Origin of the sequence: Billgrantia zhangzhouensis, from assembly GCF_021404465.1 — a bacterium.
GTDB lineage: Bacteria > Pseudomonadota > Gammaproteobacteria > Pseudomonadales > Halomonadaceae > Halomonas > Halomonas zhangzhouensis.
In genome coordinates, this window is record NZ_JABFTT010000013.1 from 143025 (window position 1) to 161992 (window position 18968).

Here is an 18968-nt window from a genome sequence, read left to right on the forward strand (position 1 = left end):
TGATGAAAATGGCGGACCGGAAAGACACAGGCCCTGCCGGTGGCAGGGCCTGTGTTGATGGCATCGTCGTGTCAGCTCGAGGCGATGGGCTTGGCGCCCCCGCCATGCGTGCTGCGCTGAAGCATGAGTAGCGCCCCACCGATGGCGAGCCCGGCGATATCGGTATAGATCCCGCCGTAGATCATGCACAGGGCACCGACCAGCATCACCAGGCGCATCCATGCCTTCACCGGTCCGAAGAACCAGGCCTGCACGGCTGCCGCCAGCAGTACGATGCCCAGCGTGGCCGTCACGCCCACGCGCAGGATCTGCGGCCAGGAGCCTTCCATCAGCATGGCCGGGCTGTAGAAGAACATGAACGGTACGATGAAGGCGGCCAATCCCACCTTGAACGAGGCCACGGAGGTGGCCATGGCGTTGTCGCCGGAGATGCCCGCCGCCGCGTAGGAGGCCAGCGCCACCGGCGGCGTGATCGCCGACACCACGGCGAAGTAGAACACGAAGAAGTGCGCCACCAGGGGCTGGATGCCGATGTTGATCAGGCCCGGCGCCACCACCGAGGCGGCCACCGCGTAGGCGGCGGTGGTGGGCATGCCCATGCCCAGCAGGATACTGATGCACATGGCGAAGAACAGCGCCAGGAGCTGGCTGACGCCGGCCAGACCGAGCAGCAGCGAGGAGAAGCGCGCACCGACGCCGGTCAGCGAGATGACGCCGACGATGATGCCCGCGCAGGCGCATACCGCGATGATCTGGATCGACATGGTGCCGGCCAGTTGCAGTGCCCTGAGGATGGCCGTGGGGCCCATCTTGTTAGGCGAGATCCAGCTCACCACGGCGGCGGCGGCGGTGGCGAGGGTGCCGGCGCGGATCACCGAGTAGCCCATGAACAGCGCACCGATCAGGATCAGGATCGGAGCGAACAGGTAGACCTGGCGGACCAGCCGGCTGAACTTCGGGATCTCGTCCTTGCGCATGCCGCGCATGCCCTTCTTGGCCGCTTCGAAGTCGACCATGAAGTAGACCGAGGCAAAATAGAGTATCGCCGGAATCAGGGCCGCCACGGCGATCTCGGTATAGGGAATGCCGGTGATCTCGGCCATGATGAAGGCCCCGGCGCCCATGATCGGCGGCATGATCTGGCCGCCGGTGGAGGCGGCGGCCTCGATGGCTCCGGCGCTGCGCCCCGGATAGCCCACCTTCTTCATCAACGGAATGGTCAGCGAGCCGGTGGAGACCACGTTGCCGGCGCTGGTGCCGTTGATCATGCCCATCAGCCCCGAGGCGAAGATGGAGACCTTGGCCGGGCCGCCCCGGGCGCGGCCGGCGGCAGCGAAGGCGAAGTTGACGAAGTAGTCACCCACCTTCGAGGCCTGCAGGAAGGCGGCGAAGATGATGAACAGGATGATGTAGGTGGAAGAGACGGCGGTGGTTGGGCCCAGCAGGCCGATATCGGTGTAGAGCTGGCTGAAGAAGCGGTGCATCGACAGCCCCGGATAACCGAGGAAGCCCGGCAGCAGGGGGCCGGCGAATACATAGAGCAGGAAGACGACGGAGATGACGACCAGCGCCATGCCGGCCACCCGGCGTGTCAGCTCGAGAATCAGCAGCGAGCCGGCGATGGCGGACCAGGTCAGGCCGATCGGCGCCATGGGAGTACCGGTGCTCATGCGGGCCGGAGTGCCGTTGTAGATGATCAGCAGGTAGCCGGCCACGGCCAGGGCGCTGAGCATCAGCACCAGGTCGGCGGGCACCAGCCGGCTGCGTGTCTGGCGGTGGAACCAGGAGAGCACGATGGCCGCGGCGGTGGCGGCGATCAGCGGGTAGCCGAAGTGCAGGGTCTCCAGGTGCGGCTCGATGCGCAGTGCGCCGCCGTCGATCAGGCTCTGGAAGCGCCACAGCTGGACCAGCACGTAGCCCACCGGCAACAGCAGGGCGTAACTGGCCCAGGTAAGCCAGGGAGGCGCTTGCTCACTCTCCGAGGCGGCGAAGCGGCTGCCCGAGTAGACGGCATAGCCGAGCACCAGGGCGCCGGCGATGTGCACGATACGGAACGACCAGGTCTCCATCGGCAGGACGTTGAGCGTGATCAGATGGAAACAGGAATAACCGATGGCCACGGCGGCGAGCAGGTACCACTGCCAGCCGTGGAAGAGCCGTCGATTGGCTTCGACGATTTCCTCGTCGACACCCTCGGCGACGACTTCCGGCGCCTGGTCGACGGTCTCCTCGGACGCTCCGGGATGGGAAGCGGGGGAGTTGCTCATGGGGGATTCACCCTCGGGTGTGTGATGCGGACGGATACGTGATGGCCCCGCCCCGGCGAGGGCCGGGAGCGGGGCGCGGCTGGGAGGCAAGGGCTTACTTGATCAGCGCCTCGTCGATCTCATAGCCGTTTTCCTGGTACCAGCGGGCGGCGCCCGGGTGGAACGGCAGCACGGTGTTATGCACGATGTTCTCCGGGATGCTGGTCTCGGCGGAACGGTGGATGTTGCGCATCTTGTCGTTGTTTTCCATGGTGATGCGCGTCACTTCGTAAACGAAGTCTTCCGGCAGGTCGCAGCGGGAAATGGCGAAGTTCCACATGGAAACGGCGCGGGCATCCTCCTCCAGGGTGGTGTAGGTGCTGGCCGGGATCCAGAACTCGGAGACCGGGAAGTTCTCGATGATAGTGGCTTGCTCTTCCTCGGTGAACTCGACGATGTTCACGTTGGTCTGGACCTCGAGCTGGCTGACCGCGGGAATCGGGATGCCGGCGGCGAAGGCGATGACGTCGAGCAGGCCGTCCTGGAGCTGACCGGCGAGATCGTTCCAGCCGCCGTTGCGCCGATCGAAGTTGACGCCCAGCTCCTCCAGGAAGGCGGGGAAGTAGACGTCGGAGGTGGAAGCCGCCGGACCGAAGCCGATGCGTGCGCCGTCCGGGATGTCGGAGATGCTGGTGATGCCGGAGTTGGACAGCGCGGTGATGGAGAAGGGGGTCTCGTACATCGGGAACAGGGCGCAGACGTTGTCCATCGGCACGCCGGGAGCCAGGGGGCTCTCGCCGTTCACCGCGTCGGTCGCGGGACCCATGGTGGTCAGGCCGAAGGCCAACTCCCCGCTGTGCACCAGGGCCAGGTTCTGGGTCGGGCCGCCGGTGACTTCGCCAGCGCCGGAGATGTCGCCCAGCTCATCGGCGATCAGGTTGGCCCAGCCGGAACCGTACACATAGAAGGTGCCGCCCTGGCTGGCGGTGCCGACGGTGAAGTTCGACGGCCAACCCTCACGGTCGGCGTGAGCGGTGGTAGTGGCGATCAGCATGGCGGCGGCCAGGCTGCCGGTGAGCGCGAGGTTGGTGACGTTGCGCATGGCATTTCTCCATTGCGATTGTGGTTATGGCGTCAGCGTCAGTGGCGCGCCGCGACAAGAAGGCCTGTTGCAGCGCTGATAACGTTGACTAGCTTATTGAGTAAGCAATCGTTGTACCGTGTTGAATTTTTTTAATTAGAATCAGCTTGTTGTGCGTTTTTGGTTAGACTAAAGTCGAATTTCGGGTGAGGTGGTGCGTCTGAGTTTCCGCACTTTACTACAGTCTTATGTGTGGAAAGACGCACACCTCTCAAGAATACGTTAGTCCTGGTTTAGCCAATATGACAATTAGTCGGCTGGCCTGATATCGGTCGTCCATCAACGCAAGTCATGGGTCGAGGCGATGTGCGCGGCGTGCAGGCACGTGGTCAGTTCATGCTGCCAGTGGCGGTGGACTTCCTTGATGGGAGCGACGGTCGCCAGACCTTGTCCCTCTTCGGCTAGCCGGTTGAGGCCTGTGGCGACGTCTGCGCTGGGCCGATACTACCGGGGGCCGTGCCTGCCACGTTCAGCGGCTCTTGGGGTCGAGGATTCTCACGGTCTGGATGGTGTTTCTACGCTGCTCTTCGCGCTCGCGGTTGACGCGTGTCTCCAGCTCGGTGGCCGCTTCCTCCTCGATCGGCGCTTGTTCGAAGAAGTTGCAGTTGACGCAGTCGCGATAGCGCACGCCGTTCTGCTCCCAGGCGCGGATGCGGTCCATCTCGGCACAGCGGGGGCAAACGGCGCCAGCAATGAAGCGTTTCTGAATGGCCATGATGCCTCCATAAGGAATACCGCCGGAGAGAGCTCCGGCGGCGGTGTGGCTACGATAGCGCGCCGTGCCGGTGTTGTCAGGCGGCGCGAATGCCGCTGTGGCGCAACAGCGGCTCGACGCTGGGCTCGCGGCCGCGGAAGGCACGGAACAGCTCCGCGGCATCACGGGCGCCACCTTGCTCGAGAATCTCGGTGCGGAAGCGCCGGCCGGTCTCGGGATCGAAGATACCGGCTTCCTCGAAAGCGCTCCAGGCATCGGCGGAGAGCACCTCGGCCCACTTGTAGCTGTAGTAGCCTGCAGCATAGCCGCCAGCAAAAATATGGCTGAAGCCGTTCTGGAAGCGATTGAAGTCGGCCTTCGGTACGACGGATACGGCCAGGCGAACCTCGTCGAGCAGCGCCTGCACCTCGCTCGCCGTGGGAGCGGCCAGCTCATGGTGCAGGCGCAGGTCAAATAGCGAGAACTCCAACTGGCGCACCAGGCCCATGGCGGATTGGAAATTCTTGGCCGCCTGCAGACGCTCGAGCAATTCGGCCGGCAAGGCCTCGCCGCTGTCGACATGACCGGCAATCAGGTCGAGCCCTTCGCGCTCCCAGCAGTAGTTCTCCATGAACTGACTGGGCAGCTCCACGGCATCCCAGGCCACACCATTGATGCCGGACACCTCGGCAACGGTCTGCCGGGTCAGCATGTGATGCAGCCCATGGCCGAACTCGTGGAACAGGGTGGTGACCTCATCGTGGGTCAATAGTGCCGGGCGATCACCGACCGGACGGGTGAAGTTACAGGTCAGGTAGGCCACCGGTAGCTGTAGTCCGCCATCCTCGCGGCAGCGGCGTACCCGGCACTCGTCCATCCAGGCGCCGCCACGCTTGCCCTCGCGTGCGTAGAGGTCGAGGTAGAAGCCGGCAATCGGCTCGCCATGCTCGAGAATGCGGAAGTAGCGCACTTCGGAATGGTAGCGGGGAGCCTGGCCGTCTTCCTCGAAAGTAACGCCATACAGGCGCTCTACTACCCGGAACAGGCCATCGACCACTCGCGGCGCGGGGAAATAGGGACGTAGTTGTTCCTGTGAGATGGCGTGGCGAGCCTCGCGCAGCTTCTCGCTGGCATAGCCCACGTCCCAGGGGGCGAGTTCGGGAAGGTCGAGGTTGTCGCGGGCATAGGCTTCGAGTTCGGCAAACTCCTCACGTGCCTGGGGCACTGCACGGCGTGCCAGGTCCTCGAGGAAATCGAGGACCTGGCGCGGGGATTCGGCCATCTTGGTGGCAAGCGACAGGTCGGCATAGTTGGCGAAGCCGAGCAGCTCGGCCAGCTCGCGACGCAGGCGTAGGGTCTCCTCGATGATCGGTGCGTTGTCGTATTCGCCGACGTTGGGGCCTTGGTCCGAAGCGCGAGTGACGAAGGCGGTATAGACTTCGCGGCGCAGCTCGCGATCCTCGGCGAAGGTCAGCACGGGGTAGAAGCTGGGGAAATCCAGGGTGATGCGATAACCCTTCACGCCTTTTGCCTCGGCGTTGGCGGCAAGCGTCGCCAGTGCGCTTGCCGGCAGCCCAGCCAGCCTGTCCGCATCGTCGATGTCCTTGTGCCATGCCTGGGTGGCATCGAGCAACTGATTGGAGAAGGTGTTGGAGAGCTCCGACAGGCGCGCCTTGATCTCGCCGTAGCGGCGCTTCTTCTCGGCCGGCAGGTCGACGCCGGCGAGACGGAAGTCGCGCAGGGTGTTGTCGACGCTGCGCCGCTGGGCTTCGTCCAGCTCGGCCCAGGCCGGCCCTTCCTTGAGCGCCTGCCAGGCACGGAACAACGGCTCATGCTGTCCCAGCCAGGTGCTGTAGTCGGAGAGCTTGCCCAGGCAGGCCTGGTAGGCTTCGCGCAGGGCGGGCGAATTCATGGTGCCGTTGAGGTGCGACACCGGCGACCAGGCGCGGGAGAGGCGGTCGTTGAGGGCTTCGAGCGGAGCGGCGAGACTCTCCCAGGTGGGTGCCTCTCGCTGTGCTCGTTCGACCAGCGCCTCGACGCCCGCACGACTGTCGGCGAGCAGTTCATCGATGGCGGGAACCACATGCTCCGGACGGATCTCGGCGAAGGGTGGCAGTTCATGCGGCTCGAGCAGCGGGTTGTGGGGCATGCACACCTCGGGTTTGCAGTCGGCGGGAGAAGCGAATAGGCGTTAGATGCGGCCAGCATGGGCAGGTTTCAATCCCGTCCCAGGGGATTGGTCGCGGAGGGCCGGCCTGATAGGCTTGCGCCTCCACTAAAGTCGAGGTTAGGGCATGAATGCAACCCTGGAGCGCTGGAGCACGCGGCGAGCCTTTATCCTGGCGGTAACCGGCGCCGCGGTGGGGCTTGGCAATATCTGGCGCTTTCCCTACATCACCGGCGAGAATGGTGGCGCCGCTTTCCTGGTGCTCTACGTCGCTTTCGTACTGTTGCTCGGGCTGCCGGTAATGATGGCGGAGATACTGGTCGGGCGTGCCGGTCGTCGCTCGCCGATGCAGTCCCTGGGATACCTGGCCGGGCAGGCCGGAGCCAGCCGTCATTGGCGGCTGTTGGGCTTGTTCGGTGCCTTTACCGTTTTTTGCATCCTGTCGTTCTATTCCGTGGTCTCGGGCTGGTCCATCGAGTTCTTCGTCACTGCGGTCAATGGCGGCTTCAGCGGTCTCGGTGCGGCCGAGGTCGCTGCCGGCTTCGAGGGCTTCCTCGCCGATCCGCGTCGCATGACCTTCAACCACACGCTGTTCCTGTTCATGACCATGACCGTGGTGGCGGCAGGCGTGGCCAAGGGGCTGGAGCGGCTCAACAACCTGCTGATGCCGCTGCTTTACCTGCTGCTGATCCTGCTCGCCGGTTACGCCACGACCACCGATGGCTTCGGTCCCGCGCTGACTTGGCTGTTCCGGCCCAACTTTTCGGCGATCACTCCCGTGGTCGTCATGCATGCCATGGGGCACGCCTTCTTCACCCTGGCGGTCGGTGCCTGCGCGCTAATGGCCTATGGCGCCTATATGCCCGAGCGGCAAAGCCTGCCGCGTGCCGCCGGTGCCGTGGCGGTACTCGACGTCAGCGTGGCGCTGCTGGCCGGGATCGCCATCTTCTCGGTGGTGTTCTCCCAGGGCATGGATCCCGGTGAAGGGCCGGGGCTGATGTTCGTCACCCTGCCTATCGCCTTTGCCGAGCTGCCCTGGGGGGCGCTGTGGCTTAGCGTGTTCTTCCTGCTGCTGTTGCTGGCCACCTGGACCTCCTCGATCAACCTGGCCGAACCCATGGTGGCCACGCTCCAGGGGATGGGGCTCGGCCGCGGCAAGGCCGCCGCAGTGATCGGCATCGCCGTGTGGCTGGTGGGCCTGCTATCGGTGCTCTCCTTCTCCGCCCTGGCCGAGTGGCGGCCGCTGTTCGGCATGAATGCCTTCGACCTGGTCACCACTATTCCCACCGAGATATTCCTGCCGGTGGGCGGCCTGCTGATTGCCGTCTTCGCCGCCTGGGTCATGCCCCGCCAGGTCGCTCAGGCGGCCATGGGGGTCGGCGAGCCGGGCTTCCGTCTATGGCAAGCGGTGGTACGCTGGGTCTCGATTCCCCTGGCGGCCCTGGTACTGGCTGCAGGTTTGCTGTAACCCCTGAGACGACCGGCCTGGAGGCTTCATGAGTTCGAACGATCCCATTCGTAGCTGGCAGGGCACGCGCCCCGCCCTGGGGGCACGAGTCTACGTCGACCCCGCCAGTGTGGTGCTCGGCGACGTGGTGCTGGGCGATGACTGCTCGGTATGGCCGATGGCGGTGATCCGTGGCGACATGCACCGTATCCGCATCGGTGCGCGCACCAGTGTGCAGGATGGCAGCGTGCTGCACATCACCCACGCTAGCGACTTCAACCCCGATGGCTTTCCGCTGACCATCGGCGATGACGTCACCATCGGCCACAAGGCGATCCTGCATGGCTGCACGCTGGGCAACCGTATCCTGGTGGGCATGGGGGCCATCGTCATGGATGGCGCCGTGGTCGGGGATGAAGTGATCATTGCTGCCGGGGCTGTCGTCACTCCGGGCAAGCGTCTCGAGAGCGGCTTCGTCTATGCCGGCAATCCGGCCAAGGCGCTGCGTCCCTTGAAGGACAAGGAGCGAGCTTTTTTCCCCTACACGGCCGGCAACTACGTCAAGCTCAAGGATCAGTATCTGGCGGAATGGGGCGTAGCGTCGGCGGAGTGACGTTTCGCTCCATTCCCCTTCCGGTGGCGCTGCTGCTGGTTGCCGCGATGCTTCGGTAGATGCCGCCCTGGCACACGCTCATGCACCTGCTGGCTCAGGGCGTCATTTTCTGGCGATAGTCCTCGGGCCTCAGGCCGTACTTCCTGAGTTTGTCGTAGAGTGTCTTGCGCGGCAGGCCGAGGTGCTCGCACACCTCCGTGATCCGGCCTCGGTGGCTGACCAGCGACTGGCTGATCAGGCTCTTCTCGAACAGTTCCACCTGCTGCGGCAGGGCCAGCTCGGCGCTGCCCGCCTCGACCCCTTTCAGCAATACATCGATACGGTAGTCGAAGGCCGAGCCCAGCAGCACGTAGCGTTCGGCCAGATTGCGCAGCTCGCGTACGTTGCCGGGCCAATCGTGCGCCATCAGTGTGGAAATGCCCCCGGTGGCCAGGGGTGGGGCTTCCAGTCCGCTACGGTTGGCAGCCACCACGGCGAAATGCTGGAACAGCAGCGGGATGTCCTCGCGCCGCTCGCGCAGGGCGGGGATCGGTAGCGTGACGACGTTGAGCCGGTAGTAAAGGTCCTCGCGGAACTCACCGGCTTCCGCGGCGAGCTTCAGGTCGATCTTGGTGGCGGCAATCACGCGGATGTCAAGCGGCACCGCCTCGTTGGCGCCGAGCCGTTCGACGCAGCGCTCCTGCAGAACGCGTAGTAGCTTGACCTGCAGCGCCAAAGGCATCGATTCGATCTCGTCGAGGAACACGGTACCGCCGTTGGCGTGTTCGAACTTGCCGATACGCCGTTCCACGGCGCCGGTGAAAGCGCCCTTCTCGTGGCCGAACAGCTCCGATTCGATGATGCTCTCGGGCACCGCGCCGCAGTTGATTGCGACGAAGGGGTGCCCCCCGCGCGGGCTGCGCTCATGAATGGCACGGGCCACCAGGTCCTTGCCGGTACCGGTCTCGCCGAACAGCAGCACGTCGGTTTCCACCTGGGCGATGCGCTGGACCATCGAGGCCAGGCGCTGAATGGCCGGGGTGCGGCCCACCAGGCGCGGGCCGGGGGCAGCCTGCTGTGCTTCCAGCTCGGCCTTGAGCTGGCGATTTTCCAGGCTCAATCGGCGCTTGTCGACGCCGCGACGCACCATTTCCACCAGGCGCTCGCCGGCAAAGGGTTTCTCTAGGAAGTCCCAGGCGCCCTCGCGCATGGCTTCCACCGCGGTGGAGATATCGCCGTGGCCGGTGATCAGGATCACCGGCAGGTCCGGGTCGCGCAGGCGTACCTCGCGCAGCAGCGCCATGCCATCCATGCCGGGCATGCGGATATCGCTGACGACTACGCCGGGAAAGTCGGGCGTGAGGCTTGCCAAGGCGCTCTCGGCACTGGCGTGGGGCTGAGGCTGGTAGCCGGCCAGCTCGAGGGTCTGGCCGGCGGTGATGCGCAGGTGGGGTTCGTCGTCGATGATTAGTACCGGGATGGCCGCCGGGTCATGCATGTGAGCGCTGCTCCTCGGTTGGCGAAGGCTGAGAGCCGTCAGGACGTTTTTCCTGGGGCAGGGTAATGGTGAAGCGGGCGCCAGCGCCAGCCAGGTTGGTGGCCTCGATGCTGCCGCCCAGATCATTGATGATGCGTGCCGAGATCGACAGCCCCAGCCCTAGCCCGCTGCCGGGCGACTTGGTCGTGAAGAAGGGCTCGAAGATGCGTGACAGATGCGTTTCCGGAATGCCTGGGCCGGTATCGGCAACGCTGATTCGCACTTCCCCCGATTCGGTCTCGACACGTAGAACGAGTCTGGGTGCCTGCGTTTCCGCCATGGCCTGCAGTGCGTTGCCGATCAGGTTGACCAACACCTGCTCGAGCCGCACCAGGTCGGCATACACCCACACTGCTTCCTCCCAGCAACGTTCGACCTCTACGTCGCGAAGTCGATTCTGGTAGAGCCGCAGTGCGTAGTCGAAACATGCCTGCACTGATACCGCTGTCAAAGCGCTATCGCTCTTGCGTGAGAACTGGCGCAATTGGGCGCTGATCTCGGCCATGCGCTCGGTCAGTTCCACTATCTGGGTCAGGTTGGCGTCGACGGCATCGATGCGTTGGCGCTCCAGGAAGGCGCGAGCGTTTTCGGCATAGGCGCGAATTGCGGCCAATGGCTGGTTGAGTTCGTGGTTGATGCCTGCGGCCAGTTGGCCGAGTACGGCTAGCTTGGCCGCCTGGATCAGCTCGTCGCGAGTCTGGCGCAGGTTCTCCTCGGCCCGCCGTCGCTCCTCGATCTCATCGGAGAGAAGGCGGTTGGTCTCCAGCAGGTCGTGGGTGCGCAGTTGGACGTTAAGCTCCAGTTCATCCCGTGCGCTGGCGAGGGTCTGGCGCTCACGTTCAGCGAAGAGTTCCCGCTCCCGGCGCAGCCGCAGGCGCTGCCAACCGACGCCGCCGGCCAGCACGACCACGCTATACAGGCCACCGGCCAGCGCGGCGGCCAGCCATTGCGCCTGGTAGACAGAGCCGAGCGGCTTGAGGATATGCATATCCCAGCCATAGGCGTCCATATGGCGATTCAGCGCCAGGTGATTACCCTCGGTCAGCGGACCTTGGTCGAACCTGACCAGGCGACTGCCGTCGGGGCGCTGTTCGTAGATTTCGATGCCCGACGGGGAAAGCGGTTCGTCGGCATAGCGGCGGGTGGCCAGCAGTGTCTGGCGCTCCTCCTCGGAGAGCGGGTGCAGTGCGCTCATGCGCAGCTCTGGATGACTGGCCATGAACACGATGTCGTCCTTGTCGGTGACCAGCAGTGCGGCATCCTGCTCCGCCCAGCTCTCCTCGACCGCGTCCAGCAGAATCTTGATCACCATGACACCGCTGGGGCGAGCATCGGGAGCGGTGTCATCGAGCCACACGGGGGCCGAAAAATAGTAGCCGCGCTCAAGGGACTGCACTCCCAGGCCATAGAAGCGACCGCGCCCTCCTTCGATGGCGTCCTGGTAGTAGCTGCGAAAAGCGTAATTCTGGCCAATGAAGGTGTTGGGCCGGTGCCAGTTGCTGGCCGCCAGTGTATTGGCGTCGGCATCCAGCAAGTAGACGTCGGAAACGTCGGCCGTAGCGCGGAACTGATCGAGCAGCAGGTTGAGCGGCATCGGGTCCTGCTGCCCCTGGTTGAGCAGGAAGCGCTGAACCATCTCGCGCGAGGCCAGCAACTGCGGCAGGTAGTCGTGGCGTGTCAGATGACCCTCGAGGCCAGCGGCGGAAAGGCGCAGCTCGTTCTCGGCCTCGCGTACCAGGGCCTGCAACGCCTGCTCTCGCGCCACTTGCGCGGCCTGCCACATGATCGCCACCAGCCCCAGCGGCAACAGTAGCAGCAGCAGCCAGCGCAGGGGCTGCGACAGGCGAGGCGGGCGATGCGGGCCTTTCACGGAGGGCATTCCTTACAGCTGGATTTCCGGCAATGCTTGGGCGCGGCGCAGCGCACGCTGGGCACGAGTTTCGGCACGTTCCATTTCCAATAGACCCTCTTCGACGAATACCAGGTGTTCGTGAGCGCGCGCGCGGGCATCTTCGGCGCGGCCCTCGAGAATGGCATCCAGCAGGGCTCGGTGCTGTTTCATCAATATGGGACGCGACTGAGGTTTCTCGAACAGGTGTGCCAGGTTCTCGACGATACTCTTTTCCAAAAGGTGGAAGATGCCGCGAATGGTATGCAGCAACAGGACGTTGTGCGCGGCCTCGGCAATCGCCAGGTGGAAAGCGGCATCCGCCTTGGCTTCCAGTTCGGGGTCGCGGCCGGCGAAACAAGCCTCCAACTCCTCGAAGCGTTTGATCAGCATGGCCCGGTCGGCCGGTGTGGAGCGAAGCGCGGCATAATAAGCCGAAATACCCTCCATGGCATCGCGGAACTCGAGTAGGTCGAGATGAAATTCCTGGTGCCTTGCCAACATGTCCAGCAGCGGATCGCTGTAGCCGCTGTTGAGTTCACGGGTCACGAAGGTACCGCCGCCCTGACGGCTGGTGAGCAGGCCGCGGGTCGCCAGCTTTTGTATCGCCTCGCGCAGCGAGGGACGCGAAACGCCGAAACGCTCGGCCAGCTCTCTCTCCGGTGGCAGGCGCTGTCCGGGTTTGAGGCTCCCCTCGAGTATCATTGCCTCGAGGCGCTCGGTGATGACATCGGCCAGGCGGGGCTGGCGCACGTTCTGGTAGGTCATGCAGAACTTCCCTGAAACGCAAGCGGCTTAATTGGTCTTACCAATATTGGCCCGAAATGCGAACCAATGCAATCGAGAAACGAAGATCTCCCGAAGAGAAACACAGCCAATATTTTGATGGATAGACCAAAGTCTATGCTGGAAAAGCGTCAAAATCTGCCTCGGTGTTTGACACTTTTCGGAGGGAGCCCTAAGGTTCAACGACATTTTTTCGGGTAAATTGGTTTTACCAATTTTTCCGGGACAATAAGCGAGACCGCGACTGCCCACGGGCCGACAGTGAGGGAGCCTCATGACCCCAGTCAAGCTGTACCCAGCCAAGCCGGAGAAGATCTACTTCTACGGCACCTGCCTGGTCGACCTCTTTTACCCTGAAGCGGGCCTGGATGGCATCCGTCTGCTGGAACGCGAGGGGATCGAGGTGGTGTACCCCCAGGCTCAGACTTGCTGTGGCCAGCCGGCTTACACCTCCGGCCATCACGACGAGGCGCGGGCGGTGGCGGCGGCACAGCTTGATCTTTTCCCCGGATCCTGGCCAATCGTCGTGCCCTCGGGGTCCTGTGGCGGCATGATGCGCACACACTATCCTCAGCTTTTTGCCGGTACCGAGCACGAGGAGCGTGCCAATGAGGTGGCGGGCAGAATCTATGAACTTACCGAGTTCCTGCTTCACGTCTGTCAGCTCAGGCTCGAGGATCGCGGGCAGCCGGAAAAGGTGGCCATGCATACCTCATGTAGTGCCCGGCGCGAGATGGGCTTGGCCGAAACCGGTCCGGCGCTGCTCGCCCGCATGGGGCAGGTCGAGTTGGTGGAGCAGGCCCGTGCCGCCGAATGCTGCGGCTTCGGCGGCACCTTTGCCGTGCGCCACCCAGAAGTTTCCGCGGCCATGGTCGAGGACAAGACCCAGGCCATCGAGGCCACCGGTGCGAAGCGCTTCGTCACCTCGGACTGTGGTTGTCTAATGAACATCGCCGGTCGTTTCGAACATCAGGGTAAGGCGGTCGAGGGCGAGCACATCGCCAGTTACCTGTGGCGGAGGACCTCATGAGCGCTTCCGAGGTACAGACGTTCACTCCCCGCGAGTTCCATCGCCAGGCTCACGATGCCCTGGGCAATCCCCAGATACGTGCCAACTTTCGCAAGGCGATGGATGGCCTGATGGCCAAGCGCCGCGACGTCTTCAGCGATTGGGACCTCGAGACGCTACGCGAGCTCGGTGCCAACATCCGCCTCCGCGCGCTGGCCAAGTTGCCCGACTTGCTCGAGAGGCTCGAGGCCAACTGTCAGGCCAATGGAATTCAGGTTCACTGGGCCGAGAACGGCGACGAGGCGTGCCGCATCATTCGTGGAATCTGCGAGCGCCACGGCGCCAAGGCGGTCATCAAGGGCAAGTCGATGGTCTCCGAGGAGATGCACCTCAATGCCCATCTGGAAGCGGCGGGCATCGAGGCGCTGGAGTCCGATCTCGGCGAATACCTGGTGCAGCTCAACGAGCAGACGCCCTCCCATATCATCATGCCGGCGATCCATCTCAATACCGATGAGATCTCCGACATCATGCACACCAGGACCGGTACCGAGCGGACCCGTGACGTGGACACTATGACCGCCGCCGCGCGGGCCCAGTTGCGCGAGCGCTTCATGGCCGCTGACGTGGGTGTCTCTGGGGTCAACTTCGCCGTGGCCGAGACCGGCACCCTGTGCCTGGTGGAGAACGAGGGCAACGGCCGCATGACCACTGCCGTACCGCCGGTGCACATCGCCGTGACCGGCATCGAAAAGGTGGTCGAGCATTTGAGCGACGTGCCGCCGCTCTACGCGCTGCTGACCCGTTCGGCCACCGGCCAGCACGTCACCACCTACCTCAACATGATCAGCTCGCCGCGCAAGCCCGGCGAGCACGATGGACCGAATGAGGTCCATCTGGTGCTGGTCGACAGTGGTCGCTCAAGCATCTATCAGGACGACGAGCTTCTCGATACCCTGCGCTGCATCCGCTGCGGCGCCTGCATGAACCACTGTCCGGTCTATACCCGGGTCGGCGGGCATACTTATGGCACTACCTATCCCGGCCCCATCGGCAGCATCCTGATGCCGCACATGATGGGCCTGGAGGCGACCAAGGACCTGCCCACCGCGTCGAGCCTGTGTGGTGCTTGCGGCGAGGTGTGTCCTGTCAAGATTCCGATTCCCGACCTGCTGGTACGATTGCGCCGCGAGTCGGTGGGCGAGGGGCGCGGCAACGTTCCCGGTGCCGGCGTCAAGCGAAGCAAGAAAGAGGTCGCGGTGTGGAAGGGCTTTCAATGGCTGGCCACGCACCCCAGGGGCTGGCGCAGCAGCACGGCCATCGCTGGCAAGCTGCAGGCGCTGATGCCGTCGAAGCTCGGTCCCTGGACGGAATACCGCACCGCACCCAAGCCGGCCAAGGTTTCATTGCATGCCCTGGTCAAGCGCCATCAGGCAGGCAAGTTCGATGAGGATGGGGAGGAGCGTTCATGAGTGCCCGCGACAACATTCTCAAACGCCTGCGTGAGCGCACCGACGGTCCGCTGACGGCGCCGCCGAGCAATTTCGCCGTGGTCACCGGGCGCGGCTGGAGCCAGCAGGAGCGGCTGACGCGCTTCGAGCGCTGGATTACCTCGGTCCATGGTGAGGTGGTCCACACGCCCCGTGACGACTGGACCATTGCATTGGCCGAGGTGCTTGAGGCCAAGGGTATTCGCCGTCTGGCACTGGGGCGGGAGCACCCCGTGGCCGCGGAGGCGCGCGCTGCCCTGGCCGAAGGCGACATCGTCCTGATCGACGCCGACCGTGACATCGAGACCTGGCGGCACGAGCAATTCCACGACACCGATGCCGGCCTGACCTCCACCCGTGGCGCCATCGCCGAGACCGGCAGCTTATGGCTGTGGCCGACCTCCGACGAGCCGCGCCTGCTGAGCCTGGTGCCGCCAATTCACATTGCCGTGCTCGATGCCGATACCATCGAAGATACCTTCTTCGACGTGGTCGAGTCCCATGGCTGGGCCAATGGTATGCCCACCAACGCTCTGCTGATCTCCGGGCCGAGCAAGACCGCCGATATCGAACAGACCCTGGCCTATGGCGTTCACGGCCCGCGCGAGCTGGTGGTGCTGCTGCGCCATGCCGAGGAGTACCCATGACCCCCGCGACAAAGGCGCCTATTGCCGATGCCCGGCAGGCACTCAAGCAGGAGCTGCTCGCGATCATGCCCGCCGAGCGTTTGATCGACGATCCGCTGCGCACCCTGGCCTACGGTACCGATGCCAGCTTCTACAGGCTCATCCCCAAGCTGGTGGTTCGCCCCGCCGACGAGGATGAGCTAATGGCGGTGCTGGCCGGTTGCCGCAAGCGCGGACTTCCGGTCACCTTCCGTGCCGCCGGCACTTCGCTGTCGGGGCAGGCGGTGACCGATTCGGTGCTGATCCAACTGCGCGAGGGCTGGCGCGGGCACGAGATTCTCGACAATGGCCGGGCCATCCGCTTGCAGCCCGGTGTCATCGGCGCCCGGGCCAATCAACTGCTGACCCCCTTCGGGCGCAAGATCGGTCCCGACCCGGCCTCCATCAACAGCTGCATGGTGGGTGGAATCGCCGCCAATAACGCTTCGGGCATGTGTTGCGGTACGGCGCAAAACAGCTACCGCACGGTGCGCGACATGCGCGTGATCCTTGCCGACGGTACGCGCCTGGACACCGCCGACCCGGCCAGTCGCGAGGCGTTTCGGCGCAGCCATGCCGAACTCGTCGATGGGCTTGAGCGGCTCTCTGCCGAGACCCGGGCCAATGAGGCGCTGGCAGAGAAGATCCGCCACAAGTATCGGCTCAAGAACACCACCGGCTACGCGCTCAACAGCCTGGTCGACTTCGACGATGGCATCGAGATCCTCAAGCATCTTATGATCGGCTCCGAGGGCACGCTTGGCTTCATCAGCACCATCACCTACGACACCGTCATCGATGAGCCGCACAAGGCAGCGGCGCTGGTCTTCCTGCCCGACATGGCCACCACCTGCCGCGCCACCATCGCGCTCAAGTCGGCGCCGGTTTCGGCGGTGGAGCTGATGGATCGCGCTGCACTGCGCTCGGTGGAAAACAAGCCGGGCATGCCTGAAGGGCTCAAGCGCCTGCCCGAAGGGGCGGCGGCGCTGCTGATCGATGTGCGCGGCAACGATGAAGCGGAGCTTCAGGCACGGCTCGAGGCAGTGCAGGCCATCTTCGAGGGTATTCATACCCTAGAGCCGGTCACCTTCACCCACGAGAAGAGTCTTTATGAGCTCTACTGGAAGATCCGCAAGGGGCTCTTTCCCGCTGTGGGAGCAGTGCGCGACACCGGCACCACGGTGATCATCGAGGACGTTGCCTTTCCCATTGAACGCCTCGACGAGGGCGTGCTGGCGCTGACCGACGCCTTTCATCGCCACGGCTACTCCGAGGCGATCCTGTTCGGTCACGCCCTGGAGGGCAATCTGCACTTCGTCTTCCCGCAAGGCTTCGAGAAGCCCGGCGAGGTGGAGCGTTACCAGGCGTTGATGGATGAGGTGGCGCAGCTGGTCGGCGTCGAATATGGCGGCTCGCTCAAGGCCGAGCATGGCACTGGACGTAACATGGCGCCCTACGTCGAGCTGGAGTGGGGCCCCGAGGCCTACGCGCTGATGTGGCAGATCAAGGCGCTGTGCGACCCCGAGAACCTGCTGAATCCCGACGTCATCTTGAGCCGCAATCCGACCCTACACTTGGAGAATCTCAAGCCGTTGCCGGCCGCCGACCCTATCGTCGACAAGTGCATTGAGTGCGGCTTCTGCGAGCACGTCTGCCCCTCGCGGGATCTCACCCTGACGCCGCGGCAGCGCATCGTCGCCGCCCGCGAGATGGCCAGGCTCGAGGCGCTGGGAGAAAGCCTCGATAGCGAGGATGTTGCACGTCTCGAGCGGCTGCGCGAGGACTACTGCTACGCCGGCGACGAAACCTGCGCCGTCGATGGTCTGTGCGCTACCCAGTGTCCGGTGGGGATCAACACCGGCGAGCTGATCCGTGAGATGCGCCACGAGCGACTGGCGCCGCATGCCGACATGGCGCGCCGGGTGGGACGTCATTTCTCCGGTACCACGCGGCTGGCGCGAGGCATGCTCAACCTGGCCGGCGTTGGACGCGCCGTTCTGGGCGAGAAAGGGCTTTCCAAGGTGAGTGGGGCCATCACCCAGGCCAGTGGCGGCAAGGTGCCTCAGTGGATTCCCACCCTGCCCAAGGCAGCATCGATTCGTGTGCTCAAGCGGAAACCTGCGGCTAATGGCGTGCGTGATAAGGTGGTCTACTTTCCTTCCTGCGCCACCCGCGTCTTTGGCGCGGAGCATGGCGACAGCGAGAGCCGCTCGATCATGGAGATTACCTTTTCGCTGCTGGAGAAGGCTGGCTTCGAGGTGATCGTACCCGAAATGCCGGGACATCTTTGCTGTGGCATGGCGTTTCAATCCAAGGGCCAGTTCGAGGAAGCGACACACAAGGCGCGCGAGCTCAACCGCGAGCTGCTGGTAGCGAGCCAGAATGGCCGCTACCCGATCCTCAGTGACACCAGTCCCTGCGTGCTGCATATGCAGGGGCGACTGGACGAGCGGTTAACGGTGCGGGAGCCGGTGGCTTTTGCCCACGATCACCTGCTACCGCGCCTCGACGTGACTCCTCTTGACGAGCGCGTGGCCGTGCACGTGACCTGCTCGAGTACCCACATGGGGTTGGGAGAGCACATGGTGGCCCTGGCGCGGGCCTGCGCCCGTGAAGTCGTGGTGCCGGCCGAGATCACCTGCTGCGGCTTCGCTGGCGACAAAGGGCTGGTCACGCCGGAGCTCAACGCCTCGGCCCTGAAGGGGTTGGCCGAGCAGGTGGGCGAATGCGATGCAGGGTATTCAAACTCGCGTACCTGCGAGATCGGCCTGTCGCTGCATGGCGGCATCCCGTATCGTTCGATTCTGTCTCTGCTCGACCGTGCCAGTCGTGAACGCAAGGAATCGGTCGACCTGACCTGATTTACCCACAGCCGCTCGCTCGCGAGTGGTTGTGGATAAGCTTTTCGCCACTCCCCCTGAAATTTTTTTACCGCCGCCTCTTGCGGGGCTCAGGGGAAAGCCGTAAAGTACGCATCCGCTGCCGGCGACGGGCAACGTTGCAGGCGGTGGTTGGGGTGGTAAGTGGTTGTCATGGTTTGAGTTTTTTCGACTCGCTTCGCAAAATTCTCACTTGACGCCCACGACGGATTCGGTAGAATGCGCCCCGCTCACTGGAGGTCCGCTGAGGGCGCTACGGCAGCCAGCCACGCTGGGCTTCGATGTCAGGGTCACCTCGGTGACGGCCTCGAAGAGAGTTGACAAACTCCGCCGCTTCAGTAGAATACGCCTTCCTCGCAGGGCGCTGGCGAGGCCTCTCGATCACTGGATCGACGGCCCCGGCAGCAAGCGAGACGCTCCGCTCTCT

At 64.2% G+C, this 18968-nt stretch carries 13 protein-coding genes; 6 read left to right on the forward strand and 7 right to left on the reverse strand.

What is annotated here, in order from left to right:
* Positions 1–71: 71 nt before the first annotated feature.
* The 4 genes from HOP51_RS16825 to prlC form a co-directional block, all read right to left on the reverse strand.
* Positions 72–2267 (reverse strand): TRAP transporter permease, encoded by a 2196-nt coding sequence (locus tag HOP51_RS16825; RefSeq protein WP_234275072.1) that lies wholly within the window; start codon positions 2265–2267, stop codon positions 72–74.
* 94 nt (positions 2268–2361) lie between these two features.
* Positions 2362–3348: a TAXI family TRAP transporter solute-binding subunit gene (locus HOP51_RS16830; RefSeq protein WP_234275073.1), complete on the reverse strand. Its 987-nt coding sequence runs from the start codon at positions 3346–3348 to the stop codon at positions 2362–2364.
* Between the two features lie 508 nt (positions 3349–3856).
* Positions 3857–4102, reverse strand: a complete 246-nt coding sequence (locus HOP51_RS16835; protein ID WP_234275074.1) for a YheV family putative zinc ribbon protein — start codon at positions 4100–4102, stop codon at positions 3857–3859.
* A gap of 76 nt (positions 4103–4178) precedes the next feature.
* Complete coding sequence (prlC, locus tag HOP51_RS16840; RefSeq protein ID WP_234275075.1) at positions 4179–6230, reverse strand: oligopeptidase A; 2052 nt, start codon at positions 6228–6230, stop codon at positions 4179–4181.
* Between the two features lie 145 nt (positions 6231–6375).
* Between prlC and HOP51_RS16845 the strand changes: the two genes are divergently transcribed.
* Positions 6376–7716 carry a sodium-dependent transporter gene (locus HOP51_RS16845; protein WP_234275076.1) on the forward strand — a complete coding sequence of 447 codons (1341 nt, stop codon included), beginning with the start codon at positions 6376–6378 and terminating at the stop codon, positions 7714–7716.
* A gap of 28 nt (positions 7717–7744) precedes the next feature.
* A complete protein-coding gene (locus HOP51_RS16850; RefSeq protein WP_234275077.1) occupies positions 7745–8308 on the forward strand; it encodes a gamma carbonic anhydrase family protein in 564 nt (187 codons plus the stop codon).
* 94 nt (positions 8309–8402) lie between these two features.
* Here the strand turns inward: HOP51_RS16850 and HOP51_RS16855 are convergent, their stop codons facing one another.
* From HOP51_RS16855 to HOP51_RS16865, 3 genes are read right to left on the reverse strand one after another with little or no spacing between them, the layout of a single operon-like run.
* Positions 8403–9785 (reverse strand): sigma-54-dependent transcriptional regulator, encoded by a 1383-nt coding sequence (locus tag HOP51_RS16855; protein WP_234275078.1) that lies wholly within the window; start codon positions 9783–9785, stop codon positions 8403–8405.
* A complete protein-coding gene (locus HOP51_RS16860; protein WP_234275079.1) occupies positions 9778–11694 on the reverse strand; it encodes a sensor histidine kinase in 1917 nt (638 codons plus the stop codon). Before HOP51_RS16860 ends, HOP51_RS16855 begins: the two co-directional genes overlap by 8 nt.
* 12 nt (positions 11695–11706) lie before the next feature.
* Positions 11707–12480, reverse strand: a complete 774-nt coding sequence (locus tag HOP51_RS16865; protein WP_234275080.1) for a GntR family transcriptional regulator — start codon at positions 12478–12480, stop codon at positions 11707–11709.
* 292 nt (positions 12481–12772) lie between these two features.
* Here HOP51_RS16865 and HOP51_RS16870 point away from each other — a divergent pair, with 292 nt between their 5' ends.
* Genes HOP51_RS16870 through HOP51_RS16885 form a run of 4 tightly spaced genes read left to right on the forward strand, consistent with a single transcriptional unit; the run spans position 12773 to position 18523 of the window.
* Positions 12773–13528, forward strand: coding sequence for a (Fe-S)-binding protein (locus tag HOP51_RS16870; protein WP_234275081.1), 756 nt, complete (start codon positions 12773–12775; stop codon positions 13526–13528).
* A complete protein-coding gene (locus tag HOP51_RS16875) occupies positions 13525–14979 on the forward strand; it encodes a LutB/LldF family L-lactate oxidation iron-sulfur protein (RefSeq protein WP_234275082.1) in 1455 nt (484 codons plus the stop codon). The genes HOP51_RS16870 and HOP51_RS16875 overlap by 4 nt, the downstream gene beginning before the upstream one ends.
* Positions 14976–15644 carry a LutC/YkgG family protein gene (locus HOP51_RS16880; RefSeq protein WP_234275083.1) on the forward strand — a complete coding sequence of 223 codons (669 nt, stop codon included), beginning with the start codon at positions 14976–14978 and terminating at the stop codon, positions 15642–15644. The genes HOP51_RS16875 and HOP51_RS16880 overlap by 4 nt, the downstream gene beginning before the upstream one ends.
* Positions 15641–18523: an FAD-binding and (Fe-S)-binding domain-containing protein gene (locus tag HOP51_RS16885; protein ID WP_234275084.1), complete on the forward strand. Its 2883-nt coding sequence runs from the start codon at positions 15641–15643 to the stop codon at positions 18521–18523. The genes HOP51_RS16880 and HOP51_RS16885 overlap by 4 nt, the downstream gene beginning before the upstream one ends.
* Positions 18524–18968 lie beyond the last annotated feature (445 nt).